Genomic DNA, 26674 nt, shown 5'->3' with positions numbered 1-26674 from the left:
GAGATTACTTCAAAAGCGTCATACGCTTAATCTGTGTTTCAGAATCAGACTCCAACCGTATAAGATAAACCCCACTGGCCTGATCCTTGGCATTCCAGACGAGCTGATGGTCTCCTGCCGGCAGGTAATCGCTGATCAAAACGTCGATGAGCTTGCCAGTTAAATCATATACACTCAACTCAAGATATGTCGCAGCAGGTATTGAAAATCTCAAGCTGGTTGAGGGATTAAAGGGATTTGGAAAATTCTGTTGCAGGACCATTTGATTGGGCTGTGTATTTTTCTCTTTTTCGTCCAGAGCAACAACCGTTTCGTCCGGGAAGAAGGTGTAGGCTACACCCCCCTTGGTAAACCAGGATTGGGAGATTGACGTTTTGCCGTATTCATAACCTTCACCGTTTTGCCGTGCTGGATCATGAACTAATGGATCACCCTGGCTATCAAAGCCAGCCAACATCATGAGGTGTCCCGAATAAAGCGGGGGTCCAACCGACATGACAACCCGTCCGCCGGCAGCAAGTGTGTCATACGCCTGACTCCAGGTGCGGTACCGGGTTACAGCTCCATCCAACTGGTGTCCGGCCGCATTCTGAACCGCTCGAGGCCATATGCCGAAGAGGTTCCAGTAATCATCATAGTTATCAACGGCAAAATCATAAGGATCCACCTCTATACCATAGGAGCGGATAGCCAGGACAGTAGATGTGGGTGAGCAGATGCTGCCGCCAATTTCAGGGTCCACGTTGTACTGACATACAAAATTGGTTGGGATATATATTTCAGGCGGGTCATCATTCACAATGGCCGAAAGGTTCATGTTGTCAGTGGTAGCCTGGTCACTCACATAAAAACTGAGCTTGTCAATGGAGGGAGAGGGATGGTCGGCCTGCAGGCGTTTAAAATCAACACGCCACTGCCAGATCGTATGAAAGTCATCCAGGACCACATAATCATAGTCAATTTCCCCTGCTGCATAGGAGGTCGAACCATAGAATGGCCAGATATAATTTTTCCAATAGCCCACGGTTAACCAGGGGGACCAGGTCGAGCTATACTTAAAACGCATGGAAATTTTGAAACCACAATCTTCATGAAGAGCCTCACCATTCCATGAAGGAAGTCCACGGTTAAAGGAGGCTGGAAGGGTATCTGGAATTAAGGTGAAGAATCCTGAAACCACCCCATCGGCTAATTGTAAGGATTTCCCATCTTCACTTAGTACGACATTGCTGTTGCTGCTGATGTGAGCCCACATTTCAGCTGTCCTGGATACCCTGGCCTGGTCTGGGTAGTCAGCCAGGATAGTCGAAACCAGAAATAGAAAAATAATGAGAGGGTGTTTCATGTACCTGATTCCTCTTTGGCGAGACGTATCATGACTTGTTTGTGAATGAGAACCCATGCTTGGGGATGAACATAGATATGAATTAGAGCTTTCCATAAGGATTTTAGGTGTACTCGAGTTTGAGGTGAAGAAAGACTTCATTCTTGATCTGTTTGTTGCTCAGAATTTTTATGCGGGGTGGTTTTATCAGACGCTGTCCACCCAACAGGGCCGGCGCCTTCTCGTCTCCAATCACCGAGGGAACCAAAGTCAGATAAAGCTCATCAAGAATTTGGGCGGTAATAAATTTGTGAAGAATGTGCCCGCCCCCTTCCACCAGTAAATCGTTCACATCACACGTGGCGATATGTCTCAGAATCTGATCCATTTGTCCGGATTGATCAGGAATAGAAACAATATTGACATGATCGGGAGGGGGTTGTCTGGGTTTACCATTATCTGAACCGGAGAAGATGGTAACAGGTATTTCAGGATGCTGAAAAAGCTCGGCTTCAAAATCCAGATCCAGGCTGCGACTCATGATGAAGTGATGAGCATTCTTGCCTGGGTTGTTTCCACGATGAACTTTGGGCCAGGTTCTGAAAGTGCTGGCTCCAAATAGAATGCCATCAGCCTCATCGCGTAATGAGATGAGATTTTCCATATCATATCTTGATCCGATGGCCACAAAATGGTCTACTCCGGCCGGTCCGATTTTGCCATCCGATGTGGTTGCCATACAAGCGAAAACTCTCATGTTTTTGGGTGCTCCATGCGGGAAAATAGCTCCGGAGATAAGAAAAGCACAACTTCGATTTGTTTTTGGGTTCACATCGTGTACTTTCAGCTAATGAAATGGTTTATAATTACATTGTTTGCAGTGATTCTTCTGGTAGGATGCGAACTGTTTACCCCACGTGATTCAGAGTCCCCTATTGATGTTCTTGATCCCTACGCCTGGGTTCCTCCAACGTCACCAGAATTTGTACTTCAAAATCTTGCCAATGCCTTCCCGGCCCAGAAGCTTAATTATCATCTTGATGTCCTGGGCAACTCCGATGAAACAGGCGAGGCCTTTGCTTTTTTCCCAGATCAAGGTGTAGCCAGCTCCCAACCCGGTGTTTTTGACAACTGGGGATATGTGGAAGAGGAAAACTTTATTACCAAGCTGTTCGAATCACTCAATGCAGAGGGCCTTCAGCGTCTTGAGTGGGAAATTGAACAATTATCACCCATTGATGATCGCTATGAGATTATTACGGACTATTATTTGACATTATCGTTTGGAGAATCGGAAGCCCCTTTGCCGACTCAACTCAGGGGGCAGGCCACGCTGACCCTGGTGCAAAATGTAGATTTATTGTATGAAATATCTGTGTGGCAGGACCTGAAGTCTGATTCGCTGCCCTGCTGGAGCGATCTTAAAACGCTGGTACAATAAGCCGTGAAAACCTCAACGCCTACCCTTCTCCCTATCCTGATTGTCCTGATTGTCCTGATTTTTCTGCAGGGCTGTTGGAACCCTTTTGCACCAACAGAAGGTGTTTTGGAGGGTGAAGCAAACCTGATCCTTACCGAACAGAAATCGCCAGAGGATGTTTTGCAAAATTTCCGCTATGCCTATATCTACCGTGATAGCCTGGTTTATAGCGAACTCTTTGATACCAGTTTTGTCTTTCTCTACTTCGACCCCGATATAGGAGGGGTTGGCGGTTATGACTATTGGGGTAGAGATACTGAATTGCGCACCACAGGGCGTCTTTTTCGCGCTTTTGATCACTTTACGCTGGTATGGAATGCAACCATCGCCACCGATACTTCCCAAACTGGTGAAATCAGCCTGACCAAGACTTTCGACCTATCCATAGGAGGTGAATTTTTCCTTTCAGGGAATGCTGTATTCGATTTTGTAAGTGATCCAGAAGGAATCTGGCATATCGCCCGCTGGCAGGACCAATCATTCTTTTAGAACTGTTGTCTTGGATTTCCAACAAAAGCAACACCTCAGTAACTCATTAACTCAGGAGCGCAGCAGCTCATTTTTTTAAACTCACCCTTACAGCGTTTGACATTGGCACCAACCACAATAAATTCATAGCTATAACAAAGGAATTGATATGATCGTTTTGAATAAAGTGTTTCACTTCTGCGCTGCCCATCGCTACGGAAATCCCACCATGAGCGAAGCAGAAAACCTGGCGGCTTTTGGAGAAGACCTCAATATCCATGGACACAATTATGTGCTGACTGTTTCAGTTAAAGGCAAAGTAAATCCAGCAACGGGATTTCTTGTAGACCTGGGGCATCTCAAAGAGGTGGTAAAAGAACATGTTATCCAGCACGTCGATCATTCCCAAATAGAGATCGATATCCCCTGGTTTGAAGGCCAACAGCCTTCAACGGAGAATATGGTGGTGTGGATCTGGGAGCAGATAGCAAGTCATCTACAAGAGGGCCAGCTGCATCGTGTCAGGCTCCAGGAAACACCGACGATATACACGGACTATTACGGTCCTGAATAGGCATCAACCCACACTCCCAAAGGCGTGTACTTTAGAATCCTCAAAAAGGATGATATATGACGGTATATAATTCAAACCCATCCCCTGAAATTGTTCAAAGAAGAGAGCGGGTTTTTCTCGTTTTGGCAGGGCTCTTTCTGGGCACCCTGGCCATGCTCAACATACTGGGCATTAGTCGTTTTATTAAATTATTTACCCTGAGTTTCGAAAATTACGGCGATGTGGTATTTGCTGTGGCAGTCGGTGTTTTGCCCTACCCATTAACTTTTTTAGCCACGGATCTTATCAGTGAGCTCTATGGCCGCAAACGGGCTAATTTCGTGGTTTTTGTTGGATTGATACTCAACCTGTGGGTCATGTTTATCATGTGGCTGGGTGGTGTGGTGCCGGGCTTTGAAACGCTGACCGCCACGGGAGAAATCGCCCGAGATGCAGCCGGTCGCCTTCCCGTTTTTTATGAGGTGAGAGCCCTGACCTTTGGTGCCGTCACGGCTTCCATGATTGCCTATCTGGCAGCCCAGTTTGTTGATGTCTATATGTTCCACTTCTGGAAAAAACTGACCAGAGGTAAGCACCTCTGGCTGAGAAATAATGGATCTACCCTGGTGAGCCAGTTGGTAGATACAGTTGCTGTAATTCTGGTTACCCACTATTACGCCAAGGCCCTGCCCGTAGATATGGCAAAACCGATCTTTAACCAACTGCTGGTCTTTATTGCGTCAGGTTATACGTTTAAATTGTTTGCAGCACTTGTGGATACCGGTCCTTTTTATCTCGGCGTGCACTATCTTTCACGCTATCTGGAGATCAACCCTCTAGCTGATTTTGAAATTGAAAATGAGTCCCCTGGACAGGAGTAATAAATGAAAGACTTAAAGAAAATTGAAGATTTAACCCACAGCCTCTTGACTGAGATTGGTGAAGACCCCTCGCGTGAGGGATTGCTTCGCACTCCACTACGGGTGGCCAAAGCCTGGAAATTTATTGCCAAAGGTTATGACCAGAATTTGAAGGACGTGCTAAACGATGCCATCTTTGAGGATAAATGCTCTGAAATGGTGGTTGTACGAGACATCGAGTTCTTCAGTATGTGTGAACACCATATGCTCCCCTTCTTTGGTAAAGCCCATGTGGCCTATATCCCCCGGGGAAAAGTGATTGGTTTATCAAAAATCCCCAGAATCATTGAGATGTATTCCCGCAGACTTCAGATTCAGGAGCGTATTACCCACCAGGTGGCAGAAGCACTTATGGAATTATTAGATCCTGCAGGTGTGGCTGTGGTATTGGAAGGTCGTCACCTTTGCATGCAGATGCGCGGTGTTGAAAAACAGAATTCCTTTGCCACCACATCAGCCATGTTGGGTGAATTTCATGATGAAGCTGAAACAAGAGCGGAATTTCTAAGTATTATAAGCATGAAGAACCTCTAAATCACCCATTTGTCTCGTCACACCGAGCGGAGTCGAGGTGCAAGAGATTATTGATAAAGCCTGTTTTTAGATCCTAATCCCTCGACTCCGCTCGGGATGACGAGGGACCAAACAAGAGAGAAACTATGCCTGAAAAACTAAGAAAGCTGTTTGAAGATCATTTCAAGGAAAAGGTCGTTGATCTGAATCCACTACCAGCCCATGGGTCCAATCGTGAGTACTTTCGTCTGAGTAATGACAAGCGCTCTGTGATTGGTGCAAAAAACCGGGACCGGCTTGAGAACGATGCCTTTGTAAGCTTTTCCAGGCATTTCCTGGCAAAAGATCTTGATGTACCAGAAATTTATGCTGAAGACCTGGACCAGGATATTTATCTCCAACAGGATCTCGGTGATATTACCCTTTTCGACTATCTCCTGGAGGCAAGAGAAGGGCGTAAAGATTTTCCTGAAGGCCTGTATAAAACCTATGAACAGGTCGTAGAATTGTTGCCTCAGTTCCAGATCAAGGGTGGTCAGGGGCTGGATTACGGCAAGTCCTATCCCCACCACAGTTTTGATCGTCAATCCATGATGTGGGACCTGAATTATTTTAAATACTATTTTCTCAAGCTGGCCCACATCCGTTTTAATGAGCAAAAGCTGGAACAAGATTTTCGAACATTTACCGACTTCCTGCTTCAGGCTGATGGCAATCATTTCCTGTATCGCGATTTTCAATCCAGAAATATCATGCTAGAAGATGGTAAACCATGGTTCATTGATTATCAGGGAGGTCGCAAGGGTGCTCTGCAATATGATATCGCCTCTTTGCTCTTTGATGCCAAGGCCGATCTGCCATTTGAGGTGAGAGAGCGCTTGCTGGATCATTATCTAAATGAGGTCGCCAAGTTGATCCCCATTGATCGCGAGGTTTTCACCAAACATTACTATGCCTTCGTGTTTATTCGCATTATGCAGGCCATGGGCGCCTATGGCTATCGTGGTTTTTATGAACGCAAAACCCACTTCCTCCAGAGTATTCCCTATGCCATTAGAAATCTTGAATACCTGATGCGTAAAGTGGATCTACCCATTGATATCCCGGTCATGATGGATGTGTTTCAGCAGCTGATTCAATCCTCGGCCCTCAGGGAATTTGGGAAAGCGAACTTGCGTCTCAAAGTTCGCATCACCAGCTTTTCATATAAAAAGGGGGTTCCCGTTGACGATCGTGGCCATGGCGGTGGGTTTGTCTTTGATTGTCGCTTCCTGCCCAATCCCGGACGAAATGTTGCCTATAAAAAGCTATCAGCTAACGATCAGGAAGTCATAGACTGGTTTGCCCACAAGGCAGACATGAATCGCTGGTTGAAACGCATGTTTACCATGGTGGATGCAGCGGTTACCAGCTATGAAGAACAGAATTTTACCGACCTGATGATTTCATTCGGATGTACGGGGGGTCAACATCGCTCTGTGCATTCTGCCAACAGGCTGGCGGATCACCTGAAAGAGACACACGATATTGATGTGGTGCTCTATCATAGAGAATTGGAATAAAGCATTAATTTTCAACAATCAGCGAGGTCGCTCAGATCGTCACCTTGAGCGGAGTCGAAAGGTACAGGTGTTTATTGATTAAGGTTGAATTGGAAGGTACTACACCAGGCAATACCCATAAAAATAAGCCAGAGTCAATTATCTCCGGGAGTCTCGCTTGAAGGCCATGCTCTTTGCTGCGGGTCGGGGAACGCGACTGGCCCCCCTGACGGACAGGCATCCCAAGTGCCTGGTTACTGCTGGTGGTAAGACCCTTTTAGAGCACAATATTCTCAAAATTCAAATGGCCGGGGTTGATACCCTGGTCATCAACACCCATCATTTTAGCGACCAGGTTAAAGATTTTGTACGGACCAGAGATTTTGGATTGACCATCCATATCTCAGAAGAAAAAGACCTGTTGGGGCAGGGTGGCGGATTGCTTTATGCCTCCAAATATTTCCAGGGAGAAGACGCCTTTCTGGTCTGCAACAGTGATATTTATTCCGAGCTTGATTTGAACGAACTCCTGTCTGCCCATAATAGGTCCCAGAGTCTGGCCACACTGGCTGTGGCCAAGCGCGAAACCTCACGCTATTTGAGATTCGACCAAAACAATAATTTATGTGGTTGGGAAAACCAGAAAACCGGCGAAAAAATCTCATGGAACACCAACAGCTATGAAAAACAGGCCTTCAATGGGATCCAGGTCATATCATCTGGAATTTTTGAATATATGAGTGATCTTGGGACTTCTTTTTCCACGATTCCAGTCTATCTGAAAGCAGCACAGTCCGGCGAAAACATCAAGGCCTTCCCCATGGACCAGTCCTATTGGATTGATATTGGAACGGTTGAAAAACTGGAAACCTTGCGACAGCATTTAATTTGATTTACAGGCGAGGATTCGAATCCTCGCGTACATATGTGAGGATCAATTATGGGTTTAACAAAATATGATATTGCAATCATTGGTGGCGGCCCCGGTGGGTATGTCGCTGCAATCAGAGCTGCTCAGCTTGGGAAAAAAGCAGTGGTGATTGAGCGCGCCGATCTGGGTGGGGTGTGTCTGAATTGGGGCTGTATTCCTACCAAGGCCCTCTTAAAAAGTGCAGAAGTATTACGATCTGCCCAGAAAGCCAAAAAATTTGGTGTCGTAGTGGATGGTGTTGAGGTGGACTTCCCCTCGGTGATTCAGCGCTCAAGACAGGTCGCTGGCTCCCTTTCAAAGGGAGTTGATTTCCTCATGAAGAAAAATGAAGTCGATGTAATCCATGGTTCAGCCATGTTGTTGGGTGGAAATAAGATTCGTATCAATAACGATGAAAAGATTAGCGCCGATAATATTATAGTGGCTACAGGGGCACGTCCCCGTCCCATGCCGGGAGCCGCTTACGATGGTGAAACCATTATCTCATCCAAAGAGGCCATGAGCCTGGAAAGCATCCCGGAAAAACTGGTTATCGTCGGGGCTGGAGCCATCGGTGTTGAGTTTGCCGATTTTTATGCGGCCATGGGTAGCCAGGTAACCATGGTTGAAATGTTACCCCACCTGCTTCCCATTGAAGATGAAGAGGTCTCTGCAGAGCTGGAAAAAATATTTAAGCGCAAAAAGATCAAGACCCACCTGGAGTCAATGGTTGAATCTGTTTCTGTTTCAAGGGGACAGGCTTTTGTCAAAGTAAAAACGAAGACAGGAGATGTCCTGGAGTTGGAGGCAGACAAGGTTCTCATCGCAATCGGTGTCCAGGGAAATACAGAAGATTTGGGGCTGGAAGAAGCTGGAGTACAACTGGAAAAAGGCTGGATTAAAACCAATGGATATATGCAAACCAGCGCTGCTGGCATCTATGCCATTGGAGATGTAGCTGGTCCACCCTGGTTAGCTCACGTCGCCTCACATGAAGGCATTACAGCAGTTGAGCATATCGCTGGATTGAATGTAAAGCCCATGCGGTATGACAATGTCCCTGGCTGCACCTACTGCACACCCCAGGTGGCCTCAATTGGACTTACAGAACGGGCCGCTATCGAAGCAGGTTATGAGGTGAAGATTGGCAAGTTTCCATATCGTGTATCTGGCAAAGCCATGGCATCAGGTGAAACGGATGGATTTACTAAGCTTATCTATGATGCCAAATATGGAGAACTCCTGGGCGCACATATCATAGGGGCTGAGGCAACTGAGCTTATCGCAGAGATCGGAATTGCCCGTTCACTGGAAGCGACACATGAAGCCGTGCTTGAAACTATTCATGCACACCCCACGTTGTCAGAAATGACAATGGAAGCTTCCGGTCTGGCATTGGATCGCGGTATCCACCTTTAAAAAGCGAGGAGACCCTTCCCAATTAACTGGGATAGCCACAATATATTGATTAAAACCAACAACTTCTTCCTATAGATAGTGCTTTGACGGCTTCCCTAAAAATTGGGATATTTGATTTTGTAACACAGGGTCAGTCAATAATCAAAAGGGAAGCTCCTTGGTATGAGACCTCAAATCGTTTAGTATGAGCGCAAAAAAAAGAGGATATTCAAGAAGATGCCGTTTCCCCATATAAAACCCCTGCTCAACTCCATAGATACAATCATTAGCGACCTGGATTCCAGGGATGACATTCTACAAAAAATATCAGAGCTCCTTTCAGAAAGAGTCGACCACTACAATTGGGTTGGTTTTTATATCGTTGATGAATCAGGTACCAATCTCATTCTGGGTCCCTATGTAGGCGATCCAACCGACCATGTTAAAATTGCCTTTGGCAAGGGAATTTGTGGCCAGGTCGCAGTCTCTCAAATGAGTCTCATTATTCAGGATATTTCCCTGGAAGACAATTATCTGTCATGTAGCTCAAATGTCCAGTCCGAGGTGGTTTTTCCAATTATGAAGGGCGATAAGTTTGTGGCAGAGTTGGATATCGACTCCCACGCCATCTCACCCTTTACGGAGCTGGATACGAAACTGCTTGAGGCCATCTGTGAGAAACTGGCAGTTATATTTTGAATTTTTCAGGCTATAGACAACGCTTATGTCATCCCGAGCGGAGTCGAGGGATCACACACATCAAGCAATATGAGAAAATGAAACACGCTTTCCTTGGCTGATCTGCACGTCATAAAAAAAGGGCTGGTCCCCTACAAGGAAGCCTGGGAGTATCAACGACAGACCCATGCCATGAGACTGGCTGGTGAGATTCTAGACACCCTTATTCTGCTTGAACACCCCCCGGTTTACACCTTTGGGAAAAATTCTGACCAATCAAATCTGATGGATGCCCGCGATGCTGAAATCATCAGAAGCGACCGTGGAGGAGATATCACCTGGCATGGTCCAGGTCAACTTGTAGGATATCCCATTATCAACCTGGAAGACCATAAGAAAAGTGTAAGCTGGTATATGCGGAACCTGGAAGAAGTGATAATTCATACCCTCAAGCACTACGATATCGTGGGTGAACGCATCTCTGGAATGACCGGTGTATGGATTGGTAACCAGAAGGTTTGTGCCATGGGAGTACGACTTTCCCGTTGGGTCACCATGCATGGATTTGCCTTGAATGTGAGACCAGATATGTCATATTTCAACGGCATGATCCCCTGTGGAATAAAGGGCAAGGGGGTTGTGAGTATGCAGGAATTGCTTGGCTCTGAAATAACGATTAAAGACGTTACCCAACCATTGATTCAGGCATTCCAGTCGGTATTTGAATTCGATAAAGTTATAGATTAACCGCGGAGTCTTTGCGTGTCAGCGAGCCTGAAAGGATTTCAAAAAGAAGCGTTACTGGGCATTTTCAAAACCATGGCGACCTCGCGTCGTACAGATGAAAAAATGCTCACACTTTTGAGACAGGGAAAATCATTTTTCCATATTGGTGCCTCGGGACACGAAGGGGCTCAGCTGGCCTGTGCCATGCAGATGAATTCAGATCTGGATTGGTCCTATCCCTATTATCGTGATCAAACCATGGTCATGGGTTTGGGAATGACCACAGAAGAGCTTTTTCTGGGATTTCTAGCCAAGGCAGATGACCCTGGTTCGGGTGGTCGCCAACTGCCCCAGCATTACGGACAAAAAGATTTGAACATTGTTTCCCAGTCCAGCCCAACAGGTACCCAATATCTACAAGCTGTGGGAACAGCCATGGCGGTCCGTCAGACCGGCAAAAAGGCTCTGGTATATGTGTCATCCGGCGAGGGCACTACCAGCCAGGGGGAATTCCACGAAGCGCTTAACTGGGCTGGTCGGGAGAAGTTGCCCGTTCTTTTTCATATTGAAGACAACGGTTTTGCCATCTCGGTTCCCAAATCATCTCAGACTGCCGAGGGGTCTGTCTATGATATGGTCGGCGGTTACGGAAACCTGAATAGATTTGAAACAGACGGAACCGACTTCTTCGAATCCTACGCCACTTTCAAAGCAGCTATTGAAAGTATCCGGGCTGGAAAAGGTCCGGCCATCGTGGTTTCAAATGTAGTACGTCTTTTGCCCCATTCATCTTCAGATGATCACCGTAAATACCGAGACGCCAAGGAGCTTTCAGAAGAACAAAAACGAGATCCTATTGAAAAATTCAGAGCTCAGTGTGAGCTGGCTGGTATTATTAGTTCCGAGGAATTTCAACAGGTTTGGAATGATGTTTTGCTGGAGGTTGACGAAGCAGCTGAAAAAGCACTCTTAGCGCCATTTCCTGAAAGGGCTGATGCAGATACCCATGTGGTGGATGAATCACCTGTCTCCATCCCTGCTTCTGAACCGGCAACGACCGGATCGGAAATCGTCATCGTCGATGCCGTCAATCATGCCCTCCACGAGGAAATGAGACGTAATGAAAACATGATCATTTATGGCCAGGATGTGGCAGATGGAAAAGGGGGTGTGTTTACAGCCACAAAGGGCCTCTCAACTGAGTTTGGAGACAAGCGTGTTTTCAATTCCCCGCTGGCCGAGGCATCCATTGTGGGAACCGCCGTTGGCGCGGCCGTCGCCGGTCTTAAGCCTGTGGTTGAAATTCAATTTGGAGACTATATCTGGACGGCCATGATGCAGATCAGAAACGAAGTCGCCACCATCCGTTATCGCAGCAACAATTCTTATTCATGTGGTATGGTTATTCGAACTCCTGTTGGCGGATACATTCATGGTGGCTTATGCCACAGCCAGAGTATTGAAGGCTTCTTTATGCATCTGCCAGGTATTCATATCGTTTATCCATCAAATGCTGCTGATGCCAAGGGCTTACTCAAGTATGCCTGTCGTATAGATGACCCCGTACTTTTCCTTGAGCACAAGGGTATGTATCGCCAGGGCTTTGCCAAACGGCCAGAACCGGATGAGAATTATCTCCTGCCCTTTGGTCAGGCGGCTGTGGTACGTGAAGGACGCGATCTCACCATCGTCACTTATGGTTTAATGGTTTACAAGGCTATCGAGGCGGCTAAATATCTTGAAAAAAGCACAGGCGCATCAATTGAGGTCATCGATTTACGAACACTCAGCCCTCTTGATAAAGTCACTATTGGACAGTCCCTCCAAAAAACCAGCAAAGCCCTGGTTGTATACGAAGACACGCTGACAGCAGGTCCCGGTGCAGAAATAGCAGCCATTATTGCCGAGGAGTATTTTGAGTATCTGGATGGTCCTGTATTGCGGGTAGCAGCCAAGGATGCACCAGTCCCCTTTAACTGGGACCTGGAAGATGAGATATTACCCCAGACAGAAGATATCCGTCTGGCTGCAGAAAGACTTTTGGGGTATTAACATGGGGTTAATTCAGCGGGGCACGACGATACGCTATCAGGCACGCGAGGATTATAATCCTCGCCTGGGAAACCGGTCAGCAATATTTTCTGAATGGGACAAAAAGGTGATCTTATGATATTCGATATCGTCATGCCCAAAATGGGAGAATCCTTAACCGAGGGAACCGTTCTGGAATGGAAAAAGAAGATCGGTGAGAGTATAGACAAAGATGAGACACTTCTGGAAATTGCCACAGATAAGGTTGACGCTGAAATCCCCAGTCCTGTCTCAGGGACCCTGGTTGAGATCATTGGCGAAGTCAACCAGACCTATGATATAGATACCATCATTGCCCGGGTAGAAACTTCAGATTCTGTTGAAGCTCCTGTCAAAGTTGCGAGTGGTAGTCAATCGCCAGAAGGGACGTTGCATGCAACGTCCCGACCCCAAAGCGCACCTCAGCGCCCAGCTCAAGCACCAGTGATCTTTGATGACAACCGCGTCTATTCTCCTCTGGTGAGAAGTATTGCTGCCCAGGAAGGGATAACGCCAGCTGTACTGCAACAGATACCCGGTAGTGGATTTCGGGGGCGGGTATCAAAAAAGGATGTGCTTTTTTATCTAGAGACTCGTGGCTCAGGTAGTAAAAAAACAGAGTCAGTTAGCGGGTTGGAAGAAACGGGTCTGGCCGAAAGGATGTCTCCAGAAGATATTGAAATCATTGATATGGATAGCATGCGTAAAAGCATTGCCAGGCATATGCGCAAGAGTGTTGACACCTCAGCCCATGTTTACTCGGTCAGCGAAGCCGACATGACACACATCATGACCTTTATATCTGAGAACAATGAGGCCTTCAAAGCCAAACATGGCCACTCCCTCACCGTCACCCACTTTATTACCCAGGCGGTGCGAGATGCCCTGCTAAACTTTCCCATGATTAATACCTCGCTGGATGGCACCAGGATTATTCGACACAAACACCTCAATATTGGTATTGCAGTCGCAGTAGGAGATGGGTTGGTTGTTCCCCCGGTCAGAAATGCTGAGGAAAAATCACTCAAAGAAATTTCAGATGATATTTCAACCATCGTCAGCAAGGCACGGGATAAGAAGTTGACCCTTGAAGACCTTGAAGGAGCCACATTCTCCATTACAAATTTTGGTGTTTTTGGCAATCTGGCAGGCTACCCAATTATCAATCAACCCAATGTGGCCATTCTGGGTGTAGGGGCTATCAAGAAAAGACCTGTCGTTATTGAAACAAAAGCTGGCGATGAAATCGCAATACGCCAGATATGTGTCTTTACCCTGGGCTTTGATCATCGTTTAGTAGATGGCGCCATGGGTGGACAGTTTATTGAAGAAATAATGAAGAACCTTGAAAGCGTAGATCCCCAGAAGGAACTCGCTGGAATACTCAGATAACATGGTCTTCCTAAGGTTTGAGCCATAATGGTCATTGCGAGAAGTGAAGCGACGAAGCAATCTCGAAATATTGATAGTGGAAAATATAGAGATCGCCGCGTTCGTACTTCACTCGCGATGACGAGTGCTAAAAAGAAAGCATTATAAATGTCAATTCAGTATAAAACTAATTCTCGCAAAGAGCGCCAAGACGCTGAGATTTTTTGGGATGGACAAAAAACGCTGTTTCGTCATATTCCTTGTAAAAAGAAATCAGTCTTCAGTGATATGGCTGATAGGAGTATCGCTTAATGTCTAAGCCCTCCAAACCAGCCTGGCTTAAAACCAAGTTACGCAGTGGCCCAAATTTTCAGGACCTGAAGAGTATCGTATCAGACCATAAGGTTAATACAGTTTGTCAGGAAGCCATGTGCCCCAATATCAGCGAATGCTGGGAGCGTCGAGCTGCCACCATCATGATTCTGGGAGACACCTGTACGCGCTCCTGTGCCTTTTGTGCTGTTAAAACGGGTCGACCTTCGGCTGTTGACCTGGATGAGCCCAGAAGGACCGCTGGGGCCGTTAAAAAGATGGGTCTACACCATTGTGTCATTACCTCAGTTGATCGAGATGAGCTGGAGGATGGCGGCGCCGGCATCTGGGCTGAAACCATTCGCCAAATTCATGCTGAAGTACCGGGCTGTTCCATAGAAGTGTTGACACCAGATTTTCAAGGTAATCCTGAAAGCATCAAAATCGTTCTGGATGCCAGACCTGAAATCATGAGCCACAATATGGAAACCGTGGAACGGCTCCATCGCAGAATTCGTCCTCAAGCTCAGTATCAACGATCCCTGGATGTTCTCAGACAATCCGTCTCAGAAGGTTTGCAGACCAAAACCTCTATTATGGTTGGTATCGGTGAAGAAAAGGCAGAGGTTTTTGCTCTCATGGATGATGTGCGTGAAACCGGAACCCAAATCTTTTCCCTCGGACAATACTTGCAGCCAACAAAAGAACACGAGCCGGTTCATCGATACGTCCATCCCGATGAATTTGCCGAGTACAAAGCCTACGGAATGAAAATAGGGTTCAGTTATGTAGAATCAGGACCGCTGGTGCGTTCATCCTACCATGCGGATGAACAGGTCTTACACAACCAAATTCTGCATCCCGCTCATGATCAAGAGGTTGTCCCGGGATAACTGTCCATGCAGGTTACCTATCGTGAAATGCGTCTTGACGATCACCAGTTTCTCCATGATTTGTGGGAGAAAACACCGGGGTTGTGTATTAGAAAAGCCGACACATACGATGGCTTCGCTTCTTTTCTGGAGCGAAATCCAGGCTTCAGTTTTGTAGTCGAATCCCAGGGTCAGTTGGTGGGTGGAATATTGGGCGGACACGATGGTCGTTTTGGTTCCATTCATCATTTGGTGGTTCTGCCGGCGTTCCGAAAACAAGGGATTGGAAAGCGACTTGTTTCCCTGAGTCTGGATAAAATCAAATCTGCTGGCATAGAGAAGTGTCACATCTTTATCAATAAGGACAACCAGGCCGGAGTGAATTTTTGGAAAAATATGGACTGGGTTGAGCGAATTGAACTCACCATGGCGTCCTACACTTTTTAACTTCTCATTAAAATGTTTTAGCGTTGTAATTAATGTTTCATGCAGGTAAACTAAAGCCTGTTTACGAAATCTATCAGACATAGCAGCATAAAAGCAGGGTGGTATTTATGAATTTTCCATGGAACATGTTTCTGGATCTTGGTGTTATTTCAATGGCATTATTATTGGCAACCTTCCTCAGGGCTCGAATCAATTTCTTCCAAAAATATCTCATCCCCAATGCCCTGACAGCCGGATTCATTCTCCTGCCCTTTTACAATTTTCTGGCCCCTGTTGTGGGCATGTCAGAAATTGGTCTGGGAGCCATCGTATATCATCTTTTGAGCATATCCTTTATCTCAATGAGTCTCCGAAAGCCAGCCTATACCAAACGCAAGGGAGATAAAAGTGTCTTTGGTACTTCTGTTTCTATAATTTCCCAGTACTCCCTCCAATCTCTGGTTGGTCTGCTCCTCACCTTTTTCTTCATGAGTACCGTTATGAAGGAACTATACCCGGCATTTGGATTTTTCATGCCCCTGGGTTTTGCCCTGGGACCAGGCCAGGCTTATGCCATAGGTGAAGGGTGGGTCAGTATGGGTTTTGAAGGCGCACCAGATGTAGGTCTCACCTTTGCAGCTGTGGGTTATATGTGGGCTTGTTTTGGTGGTGTCATTTTGATCAATATGGGGATCAAGAGGGGCTGGTTGGGAAAAGCCCAGATTGAAAAAATCCATGCAAAACGCTTTCGTTCTGGTGTTATGGGCCGCGATGAAGAATTACAGGTTGGATCCAAGTTGACCACAGAATCTGAAGCCATTGATTCAGCCAGCTATAACATGGCCGTGGTACTCATGGTCTATCTCTTTAGCTTTCTAATGCTCAAGGGGCTGGGTGGACTGCTCTCATTTGCCGGAAACCTAGGGAACGATCTGGCGGTAAACCTCTGGGGTATCAGCTTTGTTTTTGCAGCCATGGTGGCTCTCATTGTAAAAACCGCCATGATTAAACTCAAGCTGGAGCACACCCTGGACAATGGTTCCCTCACGCGCATTGCTGGTAACAGTGTTGATATCATGGTTGCTGCAGCAGTAGGTGCAATCTCGCTGACAGTCGTGGTCCAATACTGGCTGCCAATCCTGGTAATCTCTCTTGTTGGTGGCTTTGTTACCTTTATTACCGTGATCTGGATCAGTTCACGAGTCTTTGAAGATTATCAATTTCACAGGGCTTTGATTATTTATGGCGCCTGTACGGGTACCATGCCCACAGGCCTGGCACTTTTACGTGTCGTCGATCCTGATTTTGAAACCCCTGTGGCAACGGACTATATGTATTCAGCAGCCTTCACCTTTTTTCTGGTGATCCCCTTTATACTATCCATTAACCTCCCGGCTTATAGCATAACCAAAGCCAATCCCATGTACTTCTGGGCGGCAGTTGGTGTTGCGCTTGCTTACGGACTATTTTCTCTGATTTCTCAACGAGCCCTTGGTGGCAAACGGGCGTTTGCGAAATTTACTACACTCTGGTATGAGAAATAAAAATCAGGGGCGCCACCACTCGTCTACAGGACCAGTAAAGCCAAAACCAAGGGAGTAGAAGATATTCCCTGGGTCAGACTCATCCTGGTGTAGACCAAAAAGCGGTGAAAAAATATAATCATTCTCTTGCATGTGAATATGATATCCCAGAAGTAAATCCTGAGTTTTTAATATGCGGGCACTTGAGCGGACATAATTGTACTGTGCCACGCCAAAAATTTCCCCATTTCCTACAATGAGTGCAGGGTGATATCCCACAGAAGCCAGAATATCAATATTCGTCCAATACGACAGTCCAAAATCCAAAGCAACCATGAGGGGCTCTTGAACCACCTGCCATTTTACATCGGTCATAATGGCGCCACTGGCCCAGGGTCGTCCGACAAACTTGATACCGATTTCAGTATCATGGTCAAAGCCTCTTCTAAACAGGACGCTACCGTCAGCCATGAAAGCTTGCTCATTGCCAGAACTGGAGTCATCCAGGGCGGTGATGTTGGTCATCCAGCTTATGCCCACCCCCATGGTTTCTGTTCCCACAGGCAGAACCTCAGGCCCCTGAAAGGTTCCAAGTGGATAGCAGGATACAAGCAACAGCACTGAAAAAGATAGAATTAGCAAATTTTTAAACATTTTATCCCCGGATTAGATGGATAAAGTTATTTTTTACACGATTCAGATGAAATAGAAAATTCAGAAAGCACTATCCATAATCGAAGTAGATAAGGATTTACTATGAAGGCTGTCCAATTTTCAGAGCATGGTACAAGTGAGGTCTTAGAACTTTCGACCATGGAAAAACCGAGTCCCCAAGATGATCAGGTCCTGGTTGAGATCAAGGCTGCCAGCCTCAATCATCTTGATCTCTGGTTGCGGCGGGGATTGCCGGGATTGAGTATCCCCCTGCCTCATATCCCTGGGAGCGATGCTTCTGGTGTCATAGCTGAGGTGGGTTCAGAAGTGAAAGATTGGAATATCGGGGATGAAGTTGTTATCCAACCCGGTACCTTTTGTGGCGACTGTGAACCATGCAGGGCTGGTCGAGAAGACATGTGCGCATCCTACGGCATACTAGGTGAAACACAGGGCGGGGTGCAAAGACAATATGTTTGTCTATCTCCAGTGAATATTGGACCCAAACCCAAGAACCTCAGCTTTGTTGAAGCCGCCGCCTTGCCCCTGGCTTCTCTTACTGCCTGGAATATGTTGAAAAACAGAGCGAAACTTCAAGCAGGAGAAACGCTGTTGGTCCTGGGGGCTGGCTCAGGAGTGGGTGGCATGGCTGTTCAAATGGGTCGCTATCTGGGAGCTCGAGTCATTGCCACTGGTGGATCAGAGGAAAAACAAAAACTGGCCTTTTCTCTGGGGGCTGATGAAGTTCTGAATCATCGACAGGAGGGATTTTCTAAACAGGTCAGGGCTTTGTCAAAAGACAGGGGTGCGGATGTGGTATTTGAACATATCGGTGCAAGTACCTGGGCGGATTCCATGAAATCCCTGGCTGTGGGTGGTCGGATTGTGACTTGTGGGGCTACCACGGGGGTGAAGGGCGAAATAAACCTCAGGCATTTATTTTATAAGCGTCAGTCTATCCTGGGGTCTACCATGGGCTCGGTTTCCGATTTTTACGAATGTCTCCATCTCGCCGAGCAAAAGGTCCTGGTTCCAGTTATAGATAAAATCTTTTCATTTCAGGATATTCGCGGAGCCCATGATCATCTTGAATTTGAGCATGCCTTTGGGAAGGTGGTTTTGGAGGGTTGGGATTGATTTTAGTTAGGAGTTAGGAGTTAGGAGTTAGGAGTTAGGGCTGGCTCAATCCTTTTCTTGGTCTTCACTACCTTGATTATCTTTGGTTTCGGTCTTTTCCTTGTGGTATGAGTGAAGGGCAGCGCCGATAGCCAGTCCAACGGCAATCCCAACTGCAATATTTCCTGTCGCAATGCCCACGCCTGCTCCAAGAATAAACCCCGCGCCGATAAATCGGGGAGGACGCTTCTCCTTTTTATCTTTTTCCTGATCCGTATTCATCCAGATACTCCAGTTTACAGTTTAAGCGCGCTTAGGTTTTTATAGAGTTCAAGCGATTCAGGGTTGGCCAGAGCTGACCGATTCTGAACCTCTTTGCCCCCGATGATTTTCTTGACTGCAATCTCCACCTTTTTCCCATTGATGGTATAAGGGATGTCAGCCGTTTCCAAAGTTATGGCCGGGACATGCCTGGGGCTGCAATTCTGACGGATAACAGTTTTCAGCTTTTTCACCAGGGCGTCATCCAGGACACCGCCTTCAGGGAGTTTTACAAAAAGAATAACTCGCTCATCATCCTGCCAGGCCTGGCCAACGACGAGACTGTCTGCTATTTCAGGAAGATTTTCTACCACAGTATAAATTTCAGCGGTTCCAATGCGTACACCACCGGGATTCAGGGTTGCATCGGAACGCCCATGAATGCGAACACCCCCGTGGTCATTGATTTCAATAAAATCGCCGTGACGCCAGATTCCAGGAAAATCCGCGAAGTAAGCGGAATGATATTTTTGACCATCAGGATCATTCCAGAAGAAAATAGGCATAGACGGGAAAGCCTGGGTACAAACCAGCTCCCCATTTTCATTGAACACACCCCGACCGGATTCATCAAAGGCTTCCACCTTCATACCCAGCCCCCGACATTGCAGTTCACCGCGATATACCGGCAGGGTTGGATTGCCCAGGACAAAACAGGAAACGATATCCGTACCTCCAGATATGGAAGCAAGGAGGACATCCTGTTTGATATCCCTGTATACAAAGTCAAAACTTTCCTCTGAAAGGGGAGATCCTGTTGACAGGACTGCACGCAAGGCCGGCAGGGTAAAAGCTTTGCCGGGTTTACAACCAGCCGACTCCAGAGCATCCAGGTATTTTGCACTGGTCCCAAACACGGAGATGTCCAGCTCCTCGGCCATCTTCCAGAGACCTTCTGGTCCAGGGTGAAAGGGGTTTCCATCATAGAGGACCAGGGTGGCTCCTACAGCCAGACTGCTCACCAGCCAGTTCCACATCATCCAGCCACAGGTCGTGAAATAGAAGATGGTGTCATCGCGTTTTAAATCGCAATGGAGCATCAATTCTTTCAAGTGTTGGATCAGTGTGCCGCCAGCAGAGTGAACAATAGATTTAGGGAGGCCCGTTGTGCCTGATGAATACATAATATACAGGGGATGATCAAAAGGCAGGGGTGTGAAACTTACTTCAGTGGCATGGTTATCGATGAAGTCATTCCAGTGCATGCTGTTGGGAACGTCAGAAAGGTCCGGGGTTTGTGTATAGCTGATGACCACCACTTTTTCTACAGACGGTAGTTCATATAAGATGTTCTGAAGTTTTTCAAGAGAATCGAAACGCTTGCCGGCGTAGAAATACCCATCAGCCGCAAAAACGATCTTTGGTTCAATTTGGGAGAAACGATCAAGAACCCCCTTTATGCCAAAATCGGGGGATGAAGATGACCAGATGGCTCCCAGGCTGGATGCAGCAAGCATGGCGATAACAGCCTCAGGAAGATTTGGAATAAACCCTGCCACCCGATCGCCACTGATTACACCAGCATCCTTCATGGCTTGAGCGGTCTTTGCGACCTGTGAATAAAGCTCGTCGTAAGTTAAAGATCGTTGTACCTGGTCTTCGCCGCGGAAGTGAATGGCCACGCGCTCATCCCGAAAACGCAGCAAATTTTCAGCATAATTCAGACGAGAACCCTGAAACCATTTTGCTCCAGGCATTTTTGCTAAGTTATCAACCACTGTAGTTGCTGTCGAGCTGGCGATGACCCCCCCGAAATTCCAGACTTCAGACCAGAATTCTGCGGCGTGATCAAGGGACCATTGATAGAGATCCTCATAGGCGTTCAGGTTCAATCCGTACCTGGCATTTATCTCCACACGAAACTGAGTCATCTGAGCCAGATCCAGCTGATCTTGACTGGGTGTCCACATCACGTTATTGGTCATGGCTGCCGATACTCCTCTATTCATCATCTGGTTTGACACGTGTACGCAATTGCTTCACCCGGCTCCGCTTGGTTTTGGTCTCCAACCGCTTGTTTACAGAAGCTCGTGTTGGCCGTGTGGCCTTACGTTTCTTAGGCTCCATCTCAGCCTTTTCAAAAATTTTCTCAAGACGCGCCATGGCCGCCAGACGGTTGGCTTCTTGATTCCTGAACTGCCTGGCAGTAATGGTAATGATGCCTTCTGAATTGATCCGCTGGTCACGCAATTTCAACAACCGTTCCTTAATATGATCTGGCAGGCTCGAATTTTGACTATCAAAACGAAGCTGTATGGCTGTGGCCACCTTGTTGACATTTTGCCCACCAGGTCCACCTGACCGAATCGCTTTGAGCTCAAGCTCGCTTTCTGGAATTCTCAAGGAAGACAAAACGGTTTACCCCACCATGGTGGTTAGTGTACCCAGCGCTTGAATTTCAACATCAATTTTCTGTCCTTCACTCAAGGCAAAATCTCTTTTGGACGGACTTCCGGAGCAGAAAAGATCTCCTGCTCCCACATGGCTCGATTTGGCAGACTTAATCATATCAGCAAAACTGAAATTCATATCCTTCAGCCGGGTGTCCACTTCGGTGTGATCATTAAGGCTGATCTGCATGTCCATATTGAAGCCATTCCCTATTTTTAATGGCTCGACTTCATCGGCAGTGACGAGATAAGGTCCCAGGGTGGTGGCCTGACCCAGGGCAAAACCAGTTTTCCCTGAAGCTTTCTCCTGAACAGCGGTCCAATTGTTCACAACAGTGTATCCAGCAATTTCCAGGTTCTCTGAATATTTTGTGGCTGCAATGATGGCGGCGATTTCCCCTCGGGGTGAAAGCCCTGCAGCGTTGAGTTCCTGTCGGTGGCCAAGGAGTGTCTGAGTTTGTCCAAAGTCAAAATATTCAGGGGATTCACCAGTATAGGCATTGAAAAAGCGGATGCTGGGGGGATCGGGTATGGGTGAAAAGAATTCAATATCATCCTCAGCCAACGCCACAGGTCGATCATGGGTTTTCAGCCCTGATGGGTCAATATTTTTAAAGGCATCTTCCAGTTGAACCAGGAGTGAAAAGCAGCGTTGCCAGTTTTCCAGGGTCAGCTTCATGGTTGAAGCCAGATTTAAAAAATCCTGGGCATTACGATCTTCCTTCATCCATAGAGATGCCCGCATGACATCAATCGCCTGGCCACCAAGGGAAAATGCCAATCGGGGTTCCATGCGATAATCCAGCGCATATGAGAGTAGTTTCATAATAAAATCCTGTTATTAGTGGTCGTAAAAGATGCACCCCAGGTCATGGGGCTGAAAGAAAATTTAATGGAAAAGTTTCTCTCCCCCCAAACCTAAAAGACATATCAATCACATGCCGAGAACAGTATCTTTTTAGACATTTGTTTGGACGAACTATAAGAAATGATTCAGCAATGACAATGATGAGGAAGTATGATTAAATCAGCCCTGTTGCTCATAGATGTTCAAAAAGGCTTTGACAGCCCACTCTGGGGAATGCGGAATAATCCAGGAGCCGAATCAAACATCGCGGCACTGCTGGCTGCCTGGCGTGAACATTCCGCCTCCATCATTCACGTGAAGCATTGTTCCATCTCTCCACAATCACCCCTTCATCCCGATCAACCGGGGAACGCCTTCAAAGATGAGGCATCACCCATACCTGGCGAGCCTGAATTTACTAAAACGGTGAATAGTGCTTTTATTGGGACGGGTCTTGAGGACTATCTGCATGAAGCGGGTTTAGACTCCCTGGTTATTGTAGGTTTGACCACAGATCATTGTGTGTCCACATCAACACGCATGGCAGGTAATCTGGGGTTTGACGTAACGCTGGTTTCTGATGCCACAGCCACATTTGAACGCAAAGATGCGAATGGCGTGCACATCAGTGCTGAGGATATGCACCGGGTAAACCTGGCCAGTCTTAATGGTGAATTCTGCTCTGTCATGACCACCCAGCAAGTGATCGATCAAATCAATAAATCGAAATAGCATAATGGGTCCAAACAAACCAATATTACTGCTGGTGTTGGCTGCTATTGGCTCCTCTGTGTGGGCTGGCGACAAGACGCCTGGTCTGAATTATCATCATGGAGCCATCAATCGCGGGTTTGTTGGTAAGCCTGTCATTCACCTGGTCTTTACTGGTCACGATTACAATGATGGTGGCCAAATCATCAGCAAAACACTCAGGCGACAAAAGATCAAGGCCCACTTCTTTTTCACCGGTGACTTTTACCGCAATCCTGAAAATAAAAAACTGATCAAAAGGTTGCGAATGGACGGTCATTATCTTGGGGCTCATTCCGACAAGCACCTGCTCTATGCCGCCTGGGAGGATCGTGATTCTTTGTTGGTTTCCAGAGAGCAATTCACAACAGACCTTGAACAGAACTATACAGAGATGGCAAAATTTGGAATCTCTAAACCAGAGGCGTCCCTGTTTATGCCGCCTTATGAATGGTATAATAGTGTCATTGCTCAGTGGACCACCGAGATGGATTTAACGCTTATCAACTATACACCGGGAACACGCTCTCCCGCTGATTACACAACTCCGGATATGGGGACATCCTATGTGAATAGCCAAACGCTGTATGACAATATTCTGAACTACGAGTCCAACTCTGACCACGGATTGAATGGTTTTATCCTGCTTATCCACCTGGGGACCCATGCAGACAGAACAGATAAGCTTTATAACCGACTTGATCAGCTCATTCCCGAGTTGCAAAGCAGGGGATATGAATTTTCCCTCATGAACTTCAATTGAATAACTCACAAGGAGCTCTATGATCGTTGACAACGAGAAAGACTGGACCGCTCGTTTTGAGTCGGGCTGGCTGAAAAACTTTATTGATAATAAAAGTATCAACTGGAAACTCTACAAGTATGTGAAGAATGAGCAGGCTGTCCCGGGGAATGGGATAGAATTATCAAAAGCTCGAATATTATTGATCTCCTCAGCAGGTGCCTTTTTACCTGCGAAGGACAAACCCTTTTTTGCTGCAAATCTTATGGGTGATTACTCCATCCGCACCTTTCCAACAAACACTTCTCCCTCCAGTCTAGAATATGCTCATGACCATTATGATCAAACCGCTGTTAGAGAAGACGCTCAGGTCTTGTTGCCTCTGGCCCACCTCCAAGACCTGGTGAATCAAAAGATCATTGGTGGGTTGAGTGAGCAGGTGGTCAGCTTTATGGGCTATCAACCCTTCGTGGGCAGAGTTCTCAAAAAAACCTTTCCAGCCATTCTCAAGATTGCCCGAGAGGAGCAGGTGGATGCCGTTCTACTGGTGCCCTCCTGACCGCTGTGTTCTCAATCCGTGGGATTGATTGCCAGGGCTTTGGAAGCGGAAGGGATAAGGACGACACTGACCAGTTGGAACGCAGGTATTATCCGTGGCGTCAAACCACCCCGTGGCACCATTACTGCACTACAACGAGGAATGACCCTTGGACATCCCCATGATGAGGCTCAACAGAAGCGGGTATTAATGGAGACACTAAAATTACTAGAGCAAGATGCACCGGCTGACCTGGTTCGATTGGATGAAAAATAGAACGATATAAAGATTAGAAGGAATGAAAAGGAAATGATCGTTCGGTTTGCCAGGCCTCAAGATTTACCTCGATTGATAGAGATATTTAATCAATCTGTTTCAGCACGCAGTACAGCTGTTCTGGAGGCGGTAACTGTTGAAGATAAGCAGTCCTGGTTTGATGAACATACCCGTGAACAATTTCCCATTCTGGTGGCAGAATCAGAAAGCAAGGTTTTGGGGTATCTTTATATAAGCCCCTATCGTCCTGGACGTTCTGCCCTCATCCACACTGCTGAAGTAAGTTATTTCGTCGATTTTAATCATCACAATAAGGGTGTGGCCTCTCGGCTCATGGAAGATTGTCTTAAGAAATGCCATAGCCTGGGTATAAAAACTCTTTTTGCTATCCTCCTGGAAACCAACATCTCCAGTGTTAACTTACTGAAAAAATATGGATTTGATCAATGGGCACACTTCCCGGGGGTAGCAGAGATAGATGGTGTAGAAGTGAGCCAGGTTTATTTTGGTCGCAAAGTTTAACCAGAGAAAAAGCGAAGAAAGGGTCTCCTCATGAAAAGAATTCTTGCGTTGACAATCCTATCATTTGTTGTGATTGGTTGTGTAGAAGTTCCAGAAGGGATCACCCCGGTTAAAAAATTTAAGGTGAAGAAGTTTATGGGTACCTGGTATGAGATTGCCCGACTGGATCACCACTTTGAGCAGGGTTTGAATAGTATCACTGCCAACTACTCCATTAACCGAGATGGTAAAATCACAATTCAAAACAGTGGCTATATGGTTAAATGGCAGGAGTGGAGATATAAAGAGGCCAAAGCATATGTTGTGGGTGAAAACAATATAGGTCTTCTTAAGGTTTCTTACCTTTGGCCATTCTATGATCCCTATGTCATTTTCAAGCTGGACCCAGACTATGAGTATGCCTTTGTGTGTGGTAAGGACAGGTCCTTTCTCTGGCTGCTTTCCAGAACCCGGTATGTTGATCGGGATGTCATTGAAGAATTTGAAGAAGAAGCTAAAAAGCTGGGGTTCAACACTTCGAAATTAATATATACTAAACATCTTTGAAAGCTGTGCTGGGGGTCAACGCGCATAGTAACCTCATATGGATAAAAAGGGGATAAAATGAAAAAATTGTTAGCGCTCATTGTGCCATTTTTGTTTGGCGGTTGTCTGGATGTTCCGGAGGGGATTACCCCCATCCAGAATTTTGAATTAGAAAATTATCTGGGGAAATGGTATGAGATAGCTCGCCTGGATCACTCCTTTGAACGGGGGCTTCACAAGGTTACGGCTGAATATGACATGCGCCAGGATGGTGGGGTCAGCGTGACAAATCGTGGCTATTTAATCAGCAAGAGCAAATGGAAGGATGCCCAGGGTAAGGCCTTCTTTGTGGATCAACCCACGATCGGGCATTTGAAGGTTTCATTTTTTGGCCCTTTTTATGGCACATATGCCATCTTTGAGCTGGGTGACAATTACGAATATGCCTTTGTTTCCGGTTCCACCACCAAATATCTATGGTTCCTGTCAAGAACGCCAGAGGTTAGCCAGGAGTTGAAAGATCACTTCCTTGAAAAAGCTGGAGCGCTGGGTTTTGATACAGAGGCATTGATTTTTGTAGATCAGGAATAGTTAATCTTATTACTTAAAACCATCATCATATCAAAGCCTCTGAATCTTCGGGGGCTTTTTTTGTCCACCTTCCGCAAGCAGCATGCTGCCTCTGTCTGCGCGTGCTCGACCATCATACGTATTCATGCTACGGCTTGGCAGGCAGGCTCATCATGACGACTGAAGTTGCTACATTTTGGTGGACAGAGCGAGAAGACATACATTGTCCGAGGAGGTAGTCAAGATGGTAACAGAAACTATACGCAGGCAATATACTGCTGAGTTCAAACGAGAATCGGTTGAGCTTTTGCTTCGCAGTGGAAAGACTGCAAGAGCGC

Annotated in this window: 30 protein-coding genes; 23 read left to right on the top strand and 7 right to left on the bottom strand. The window is 46.6% G+C overall.

All coding sequences use genetic code 11. The features are described from left to right. Window positions 1–4 precede the first annotated feature (4 nt). Window positions 5–1345 (bottom strand): C39 family peptidase, encoded by a 1341-nt coding sequence (locus ISR87_10720; protein ID MBL7025919.1) that lies wholly within the window; start codon window positions 1343–1345, stop codon window positions 5–7. A 103-nt stretch (window positions 1346–1448) separates the two neighbouring features. Beyond that, a complete protein-coding gene (locus ISR87_10715) occupies window positions 1449–2081 on the bottom strand; it encodes a RibD family protein (protein MBL7025918.1) in 633 nt (210 codons plus the stop codon). A 93-nt stretch (window positions 2082–2174) separates the two neighbouring features. On the opposite strand from ISR87_10715, the gene ISR87_10710 reads away from it, so the two are divergent. The 15 genes from ISR87_10710 (at window position 2175) to ISR87_10640 (ending at window position 17106) form a co-directional block, all read left to right on the top strand. After that, on the top strand, window positions 2175–2765 hold the full coding sequence (locus ISR87_10710; protein ID MBL7025917.1) for a hypothetical protein: 591 nt from the start codon (window positions 2175–2177) through the stop codon (window positions 2763–2765). A 3-nt stretch (window positions 2766–2768) separates the two neighbouring features. Continuing rightward, window positions 2769–3293 (top strand): hypothetical protein, encoded by a 525-nt coding sequence (locus tag ISR87_10705; GenBank protein ID MBL7025916.1) that lies wholly within the window; start codon window positions 2769–2771, stop codon window positions 3291–3293. Window positions 3294–3441: 148 nt separating this feature from the next. After that, window positions 3442–3846: a 6-carboxytetrahydropterin synthase gene (locus ISR87_10700; protein MBL7025915.1), complete on the top strand. Its 405-nt coding sequence runs from the start codon at window positions 3442–3444 to the stop codon at window positions 3844–3846. A gap of 56 nt (window positions 3847–3902) precedes the next feature. Then, window positions 3903–4706 carry a queuosine precursor transporter gene (locus ISR87_10695; protein MBL7025914.1) on the top strand — a complete coding sequence of 268 codons (804 nt, stop codon included), beginning with the start codon at window positions 3903–3905 and terminating at the stop codon, window positions 4704–4706. Between the two features lie 3 nt (window positions 4707–4709). Continuing rightward, the gene (gene folE, locus ISR87_10690; GenBank protein MBL7025913.1) at window positions 4710–5279 is read left to right on the top strand and encodes a GTP cyclohydrolase I FolE; all 570 of its coding nucleotides are present in this window, start codon (window positions 4710–4712) and stop codon (window positions 5277–5279) included. 125 nt (window positions 5280–5404) lie between these two features. Further along, a complete protein-coding gene (locus ISR87_10685; GenBank protein MBL7025912.1) occupies window positions 5405–6820 on the top strand; it encodes a phosphotransferase in 1416 nt (471 codons plus the stop codon). A gap of 157 nt (window positions 6821–6977) precedes the next feature. Next, complete coding sequence (locus ISR87_10680) at window positions 6978–7691, top strand: NTP transferase domain-containing protein (GenBank protein ID MBL7025911.1); 714 nt, start codon at window positions 6978–6980, stop codon at window positions 7689–7691. A gap of 48 nt (window positions 7692–7739) precedes the next feature. Then, window positions 7740–9128 carry a dihydrolipoyl dehydrogenase gene (lpdA, locus tag ISR87_10675; protein MBL7025910.1) on the top strand — a complete coding sequence of 463 codons (1389 nt, stop codon included), beginning with the start codon at window positions 7740–7742 and terminating at the stop codon, window positions 9126–9128. A gap of 216 nt (window positions 9129–9344) precedes the next feature. Next, complete coding sequence (locus ISR87_10670) at window positions 9345–9806, top strand: GAF domain-containing protein (protein ID MBL7025909.1); 462 nt, start codon at window positions 9345–9347, stop codon at window positions 9804–9806. Window positions 9807–9899: 93 nt separating this feature from the next. Further along, window positions 9900–10532: a lipoyl(octanoyl) transferase LipB gene (lipB, locus tag ISR87_10665; GenBank protein ID MBL7025908.1), complete on the top strand. Its 633-nt coding sequence runs from the start codon at window positions 9900–9902 to the stop codon at window positions 10530–10532. A 72-nt stretch (window positions 10533–10604) separates the two neighbouring features. Continuing rightward, window positions 10605–12563, top strand: a complete 1959-nt coding sequence (locus tag ISR87_10660) for a dehydrogenase E1 component subunit alpha/beta (protein MBL7025907.1) — start codon at window positions 10605–10607, stop codon at window positions 12561–12563. 114 nt (window positions 12564–12677) lie between these two features. Further along, window positions 12678–13973: a 2-oxo acid dehydrogenase subunit E2 gene (locus tag ISR87_10655; protein ID MBL7025906.1), complete on the top strand. Its 1296-nt coding sequence runs from the start codon at window positions 12678–12680 to the stop codon at window positions 13971–13973. A gap of 290 nt (window positions 13974–14263) precedes the next feature. Further along, window positions 14264–15157 carry a lipoyl synthase gene (gene lipA, locus ISR87_10650; protein MBL7025905.1) on the top strand — a complete coding sequence of 298 codons (894 nt, stop codon included), beginning with the start codon at window positions 14264–14266 and terminating at the stop codon, window positions 15155–15157. A 6-nt stretch (window positions 15158–15163) separates the two neighbouring features. Beyond that, the gene (locus ISR87_10645; GenBank protein MBL7025904.1) at window positions 15164–15583 is read left to right on the top strand and encodes a GNAT family N-acetyltransferase; all 420 of its coding nucleotides are present in this window, start codon (window positions 15164–15166) and stop codon (window positions 15581–15583) included. Window positions 15584–15690: 107 nt separating this feature from the next. Then, entirely contained in the window at window positions 15691–17106 is a 1416-nt protein-coding gene (locus ISR87_10640; GenBank protein MBL7025903.1) for a sodium:glutamate symporter, read from the top strand. 3 nt (window positions 17107–17109) lie between these two features. Here ISR87_10640 and ISR87_10635 read toward each other — a convergent pair whose 3' ends face one another. Beyond that, window positions 17110–17739 (bottom strand): hypothetical protein, encoded by a 630-nt coding sequence (locus ISR87_10635; protein MBL7025902.1) that lies wholly within the window; start codon window positions 17737–17739, stop codon window positions 17110–17112. A gap of 102 nt (window positions 17740–17841) precedes the next feature. On the opposite strand from ISR87_10635, the gene ISR87_10630 reads away from it, so the two are divergent. After that, window positions 17842–18876: a zinc-binding dehydrogenase gene (locus ISR87_10630; GenBank protein MBL7025901.1), complete on the top strand. Its 1035-nt coding sequence runs from the start codon at window positions 17842–17844 to the stop codon at window positions 18874–18876. A gap of 45 nt (window positions 18877–18921) precedes the next feature. On the opposite strand, the gene ISR87_10625 is transcribed toward ISR87_10630, so the two are convergent. The 4 genes from ISR87_10625 to ISR87_10610 are packed head-to-tail and all read right to left on the bottom strand — an operon-like array spanning window position 18922 to window position 22392. After that, window positions 18922–19137 (bottom strand): hypothetical protein, encoded by a 216-nt coding sequence (locus ISR87_10625; protein ID MBL7025900.1) that lies wholly within the window; start codon window positions 19135–19137, stop codon window positions 18922–18924. A 14-nt stretch (window positions 19138–19151) separates the two neighbouring features. After that, window positions 19152–21101, bottom strand: coding sequence for an acetoacetate--CoA ligase (locus tag ISR87_10620; GenBank protein ID MBL7025899.1), 1950 nt, complete (start codon window positions 21099–21101; stop codon window positions 19152–19154). Window positions 21102–21117: 16 nt separating this feature from the next. After that, window positions 21118–21528, bottom strand: coding sequence for an aminoacyl-tRNA hydrolase (gene arfB / locus ISR87_10615; protein MBL7025898.1), 411 nt, complete (start codon window positions 21526–21528; stop codon window positions 21118–21120). A gap of 6 nt (window positions 21529–21534) precedes the next feature. Then, complete coding sequence (locus ISR87_10610; protein ID MBL7025897.1) at window positions 21535–22392, bottom strand: fumarylacetoacetate hydrolase family protein; 858 nt, start codon at window positions 22390–22392, stop codon at window positions 21535–21537. 192 nt (window positions 22393–22584) lie between these two features. Between ISR87_10610 and ISR87_10605 the strand changes: the two genes are divergently transcribed. The 7 genes from ISR87_10605 to ISR87_10575 are packed head-to-tail and all read left to right on the top strand — an operon-like array spanning window position 22585 to window position 26357. Beyond that, window positions 22585–23145, top strand: a complete 561-nt coding sequence (locus ISR87_10605; GenBank protein ID MBL7025896.1) for a cysteine hydrolase — start codon at window positions 22585–22587, stop codon at window positions 23143–23145. Window positions 23146–23149: 4 nt separating this feature from the next. Beyond that, window positions 23150–23926, top strand: a complete 777-nt coding sequence (locus ISR87_10600) for a polysaccharide deacetylase family protein (GenBank protein MBL7025895.1) — start codon at window positions 23150–23152, stop codon at window positions 23924–23926. Between the two features lie 19 nt (window positions 23927–23945). Then, the gene (locus ISR87_10595; GenBank protein MBL7025894.1) at window positions 23946–24464 is read left to right on the top strand and encodes a hypothetical protein; all 519 of its coding nucleotides are present in this window, start codon (window positions 23946–23948) and stop codon (window positions 24462–24464) included. A 24-nt stretch (window positions 24465–24488) separates the two neighbouring features. After that, window positions 24489–24719 (top strand): hypothetical protein, encoded by a 231-nt coding sequence (locus ISR87_10590; protein MBL7025893.1) that lies wholly within the window; start codon window positions 24489–24491, stop codon window positions 24717–24719. A 33-nt stretch (window positions 24720–24752) separates the two neighbouring features. Next, window positions 24753–25241 carry an N-acetyltransferase gene (locus ISR87_10585; GenBank protein ID MBL7025892.1) on the top strand — a complete coding sequence of 163 codons (489 nt, stop codon included), beginning with the start codon at window positions 24753–24755 and terminating at the stop codon, window positions 25239–25241. Window positions 25242–25271: 30 nt separating this feature from the next. Then, window positions 25272–25787, top strand: a complete 516-nt coding sequence (locus ISR87_10580; protein MBL7025891.1) for a lipocalin family protein — start codon at window positions 25272–25274, stop codon at window positions 25785–25787. Window positions 25788–25844: 57 nt separating this feature from the next. Then, the gene (locus ISR87_10575; GenBank protein MBL7025890.1) at window positions 25845–26357 is read left to right on the top strand and encodes a lipocalin family protein; all 513 of its coding nucleotides are present in this window, start codon (window positions 25845–25847) and stop codon (window positions 26355–26357) included. The last annotated feature ends 317 nt before the right edge of the window (window positions 26358–26674 follow it).

The sequence above is a fragment of the Candidatus Neomarinimicrobiota bacterium genome (assembly GCA_016784545.1).
Classification (GTDB): domain Bacteria; phylum Fidelibacterota; class UBA8477; order UBA8477; family JABMPR01; genus JABMPR01.
Note: the sequence above shows the minus strand (reverse complement) of the source record. Positions and strands in the feature narration are given on the sequence as shown.

Coding starts and splice junctions, on each gene's coding strand:
- ISR87_10640 (MBL7025903.1), top strand. CDS start 15,691: ATGAATTTTCCATGGAACATGTTTCTGGATCTTGGTGTTATTTCAATG.
- ISR87_10715 (MBL7025918.1), bottom strand. CDS start 2,081: ATGAGAGTTTTCGCTTGTATGGCAACCACATCGGATGGCAAAATCGGA.
- ISR87_10585 (MBL7025892.1), top strand. CDS start 24,753: ATGATCGTTCGGTTTGCCAGGCCTCAAGATTTACCTCGATTGATAGAG.
- ISR87_10670 (MBL7025909.1), top strand. CDS start 9,345: ATGCCGTTTCCCCATATAAAACCCCTGCTCAACTCCATAGATACAATC.
- ISR87_10580 (MBL7025891.1), top strand. CDS start 25,272: ATGAAAAGAATTCTTGCGTTGACAATCCTATCATTTGTTGTGATTGGT.
- ISR87_10595 (MBL7025894.1), top strand. CDS start 23,946: ATGATCGTTGACAACGAGAAAGACTGGACCGCTCGTTTTGAGTCGGGC.
- ISR87_10575 (MBL7025890.1), top strand. CDS start 25,845: ATGAAAAAATTGTTAGCGCTCATTGTGCCATTTTTGTTTGGCGGTTGT.
- ISR87_10600 (MBL7025895.1), top strand. CDS start 23,150: ATGGGTCCAAACAAACCAATATTACTGCTGGTGTTGGCTGCTATTGGC.
- lipA (MBL7025905.1), top strand. CDS start 14,264: ATGTCTAAGCCCTCCAAACCAGCCTGGCTTAAAACCAAGTTACGCAGT.
- ISR87_10610 (MBL7025897.1), bottom strand. CDS start 22,392: ATGAAACTACTCTCATATGCGCTGGATTATCGCATGGAACCCCGATTG.
- folE (MBL7025913.1), top strand. CDS start 4,710: ATGAAAGACTTAAAGAAAATTGAAGATTTAACCCACAGCCTCTTGACT.
- ISR87_10700 (MBL7025915.1), top strand. CDS start 3,442: ATGATCGTTTTGAATAAAGTGTTTCACTTCTGCGCTGCCCATCGCTAC.
- ISR87_10630 (MBL7025901.1), top strand. CDS start 17,842: ATGAAGGCTGTCCAATTTTCAGAGCATGGTACAAGTGAGGTCTTAGAA.
- ISR87_10685 (MBL7025912.1), top strand. CDS start 5,405: ATGCCTGAAAAACTAAGAAAGCTGTTTGAAGATCATTTCAAGGAAAAG.
- ISR87_10625 (MBL7025900.1), bottom strand. CDS start 19,137: ATGAATACGGATCAGGAAAAAGATAAAAAGGAGAAGCGTCCTCCCCGA.
- ISR87_10635 (MBL7025902.1), bottom strand. CDS start 17,739: ATGTTTAAAAATTTGCTAATTCTATCTTTTTCAGTGCTGTTGCTTGTA.
- ISR87_10695 (MBL7025914.1), top strand. CDS start 3,903: ATGACGGTATATAATTCAAACCCATCCCCTGAAATTGTTCAAAGAAGA.
- ISR87_10720 (MBL7025919.1), bottom strand. CDS start 1,345: ATGAAACACCCTCTCATTATTTTTCTATTTCTGGTTTCGACTATCCTG.
- ISR87_10660 (MBL7025907.1), top strand. CDS start 10,605: ATGGCGACCTCGCGTCGTACAGATGAAAAAATGCTCACACTTTTGAGA.
- ISR87_10710 (MBL7025917.1), top strand. CDS start 2,175: ATGAAATGGTTTATAATTACATTGTTTGCAGTGATTCTTCTGGTAGGA.
- ISR87_10645 (MBL7025904.1), top strand. CDS start 15,164: ATGCAGGTTACCTATCGTGAAATGCGTCTTGACGATCACCAGTTTCTC.
- ISR87_10655 (MBL7025906.1), top strand. CDS start 12,678: ATGATATTCGATATCGTCATGCCCAAAATGGGAGAATCCTTAACCGAG.
- ISR87_10605 (MBL7025896.1), top strand. CDS start 22,585: ATGATTAAATCAGCCCTGTTGCTCATAGATGTTCAAAAAGGCTTTGAC.
- lpdA (MBL7025910.1), top strand. CDS start 7,740: ATGGGTTTAACAAAATATGATATTGCAATCATTGGTGGCGGCCCCGGT.
- ISR87_10620 (MBL7025899.1), bottom strand. CDS start 21,101: ATGACCAATAACGTGATGTGGACACCCAGTCAAGATCAGCTGGATCTG.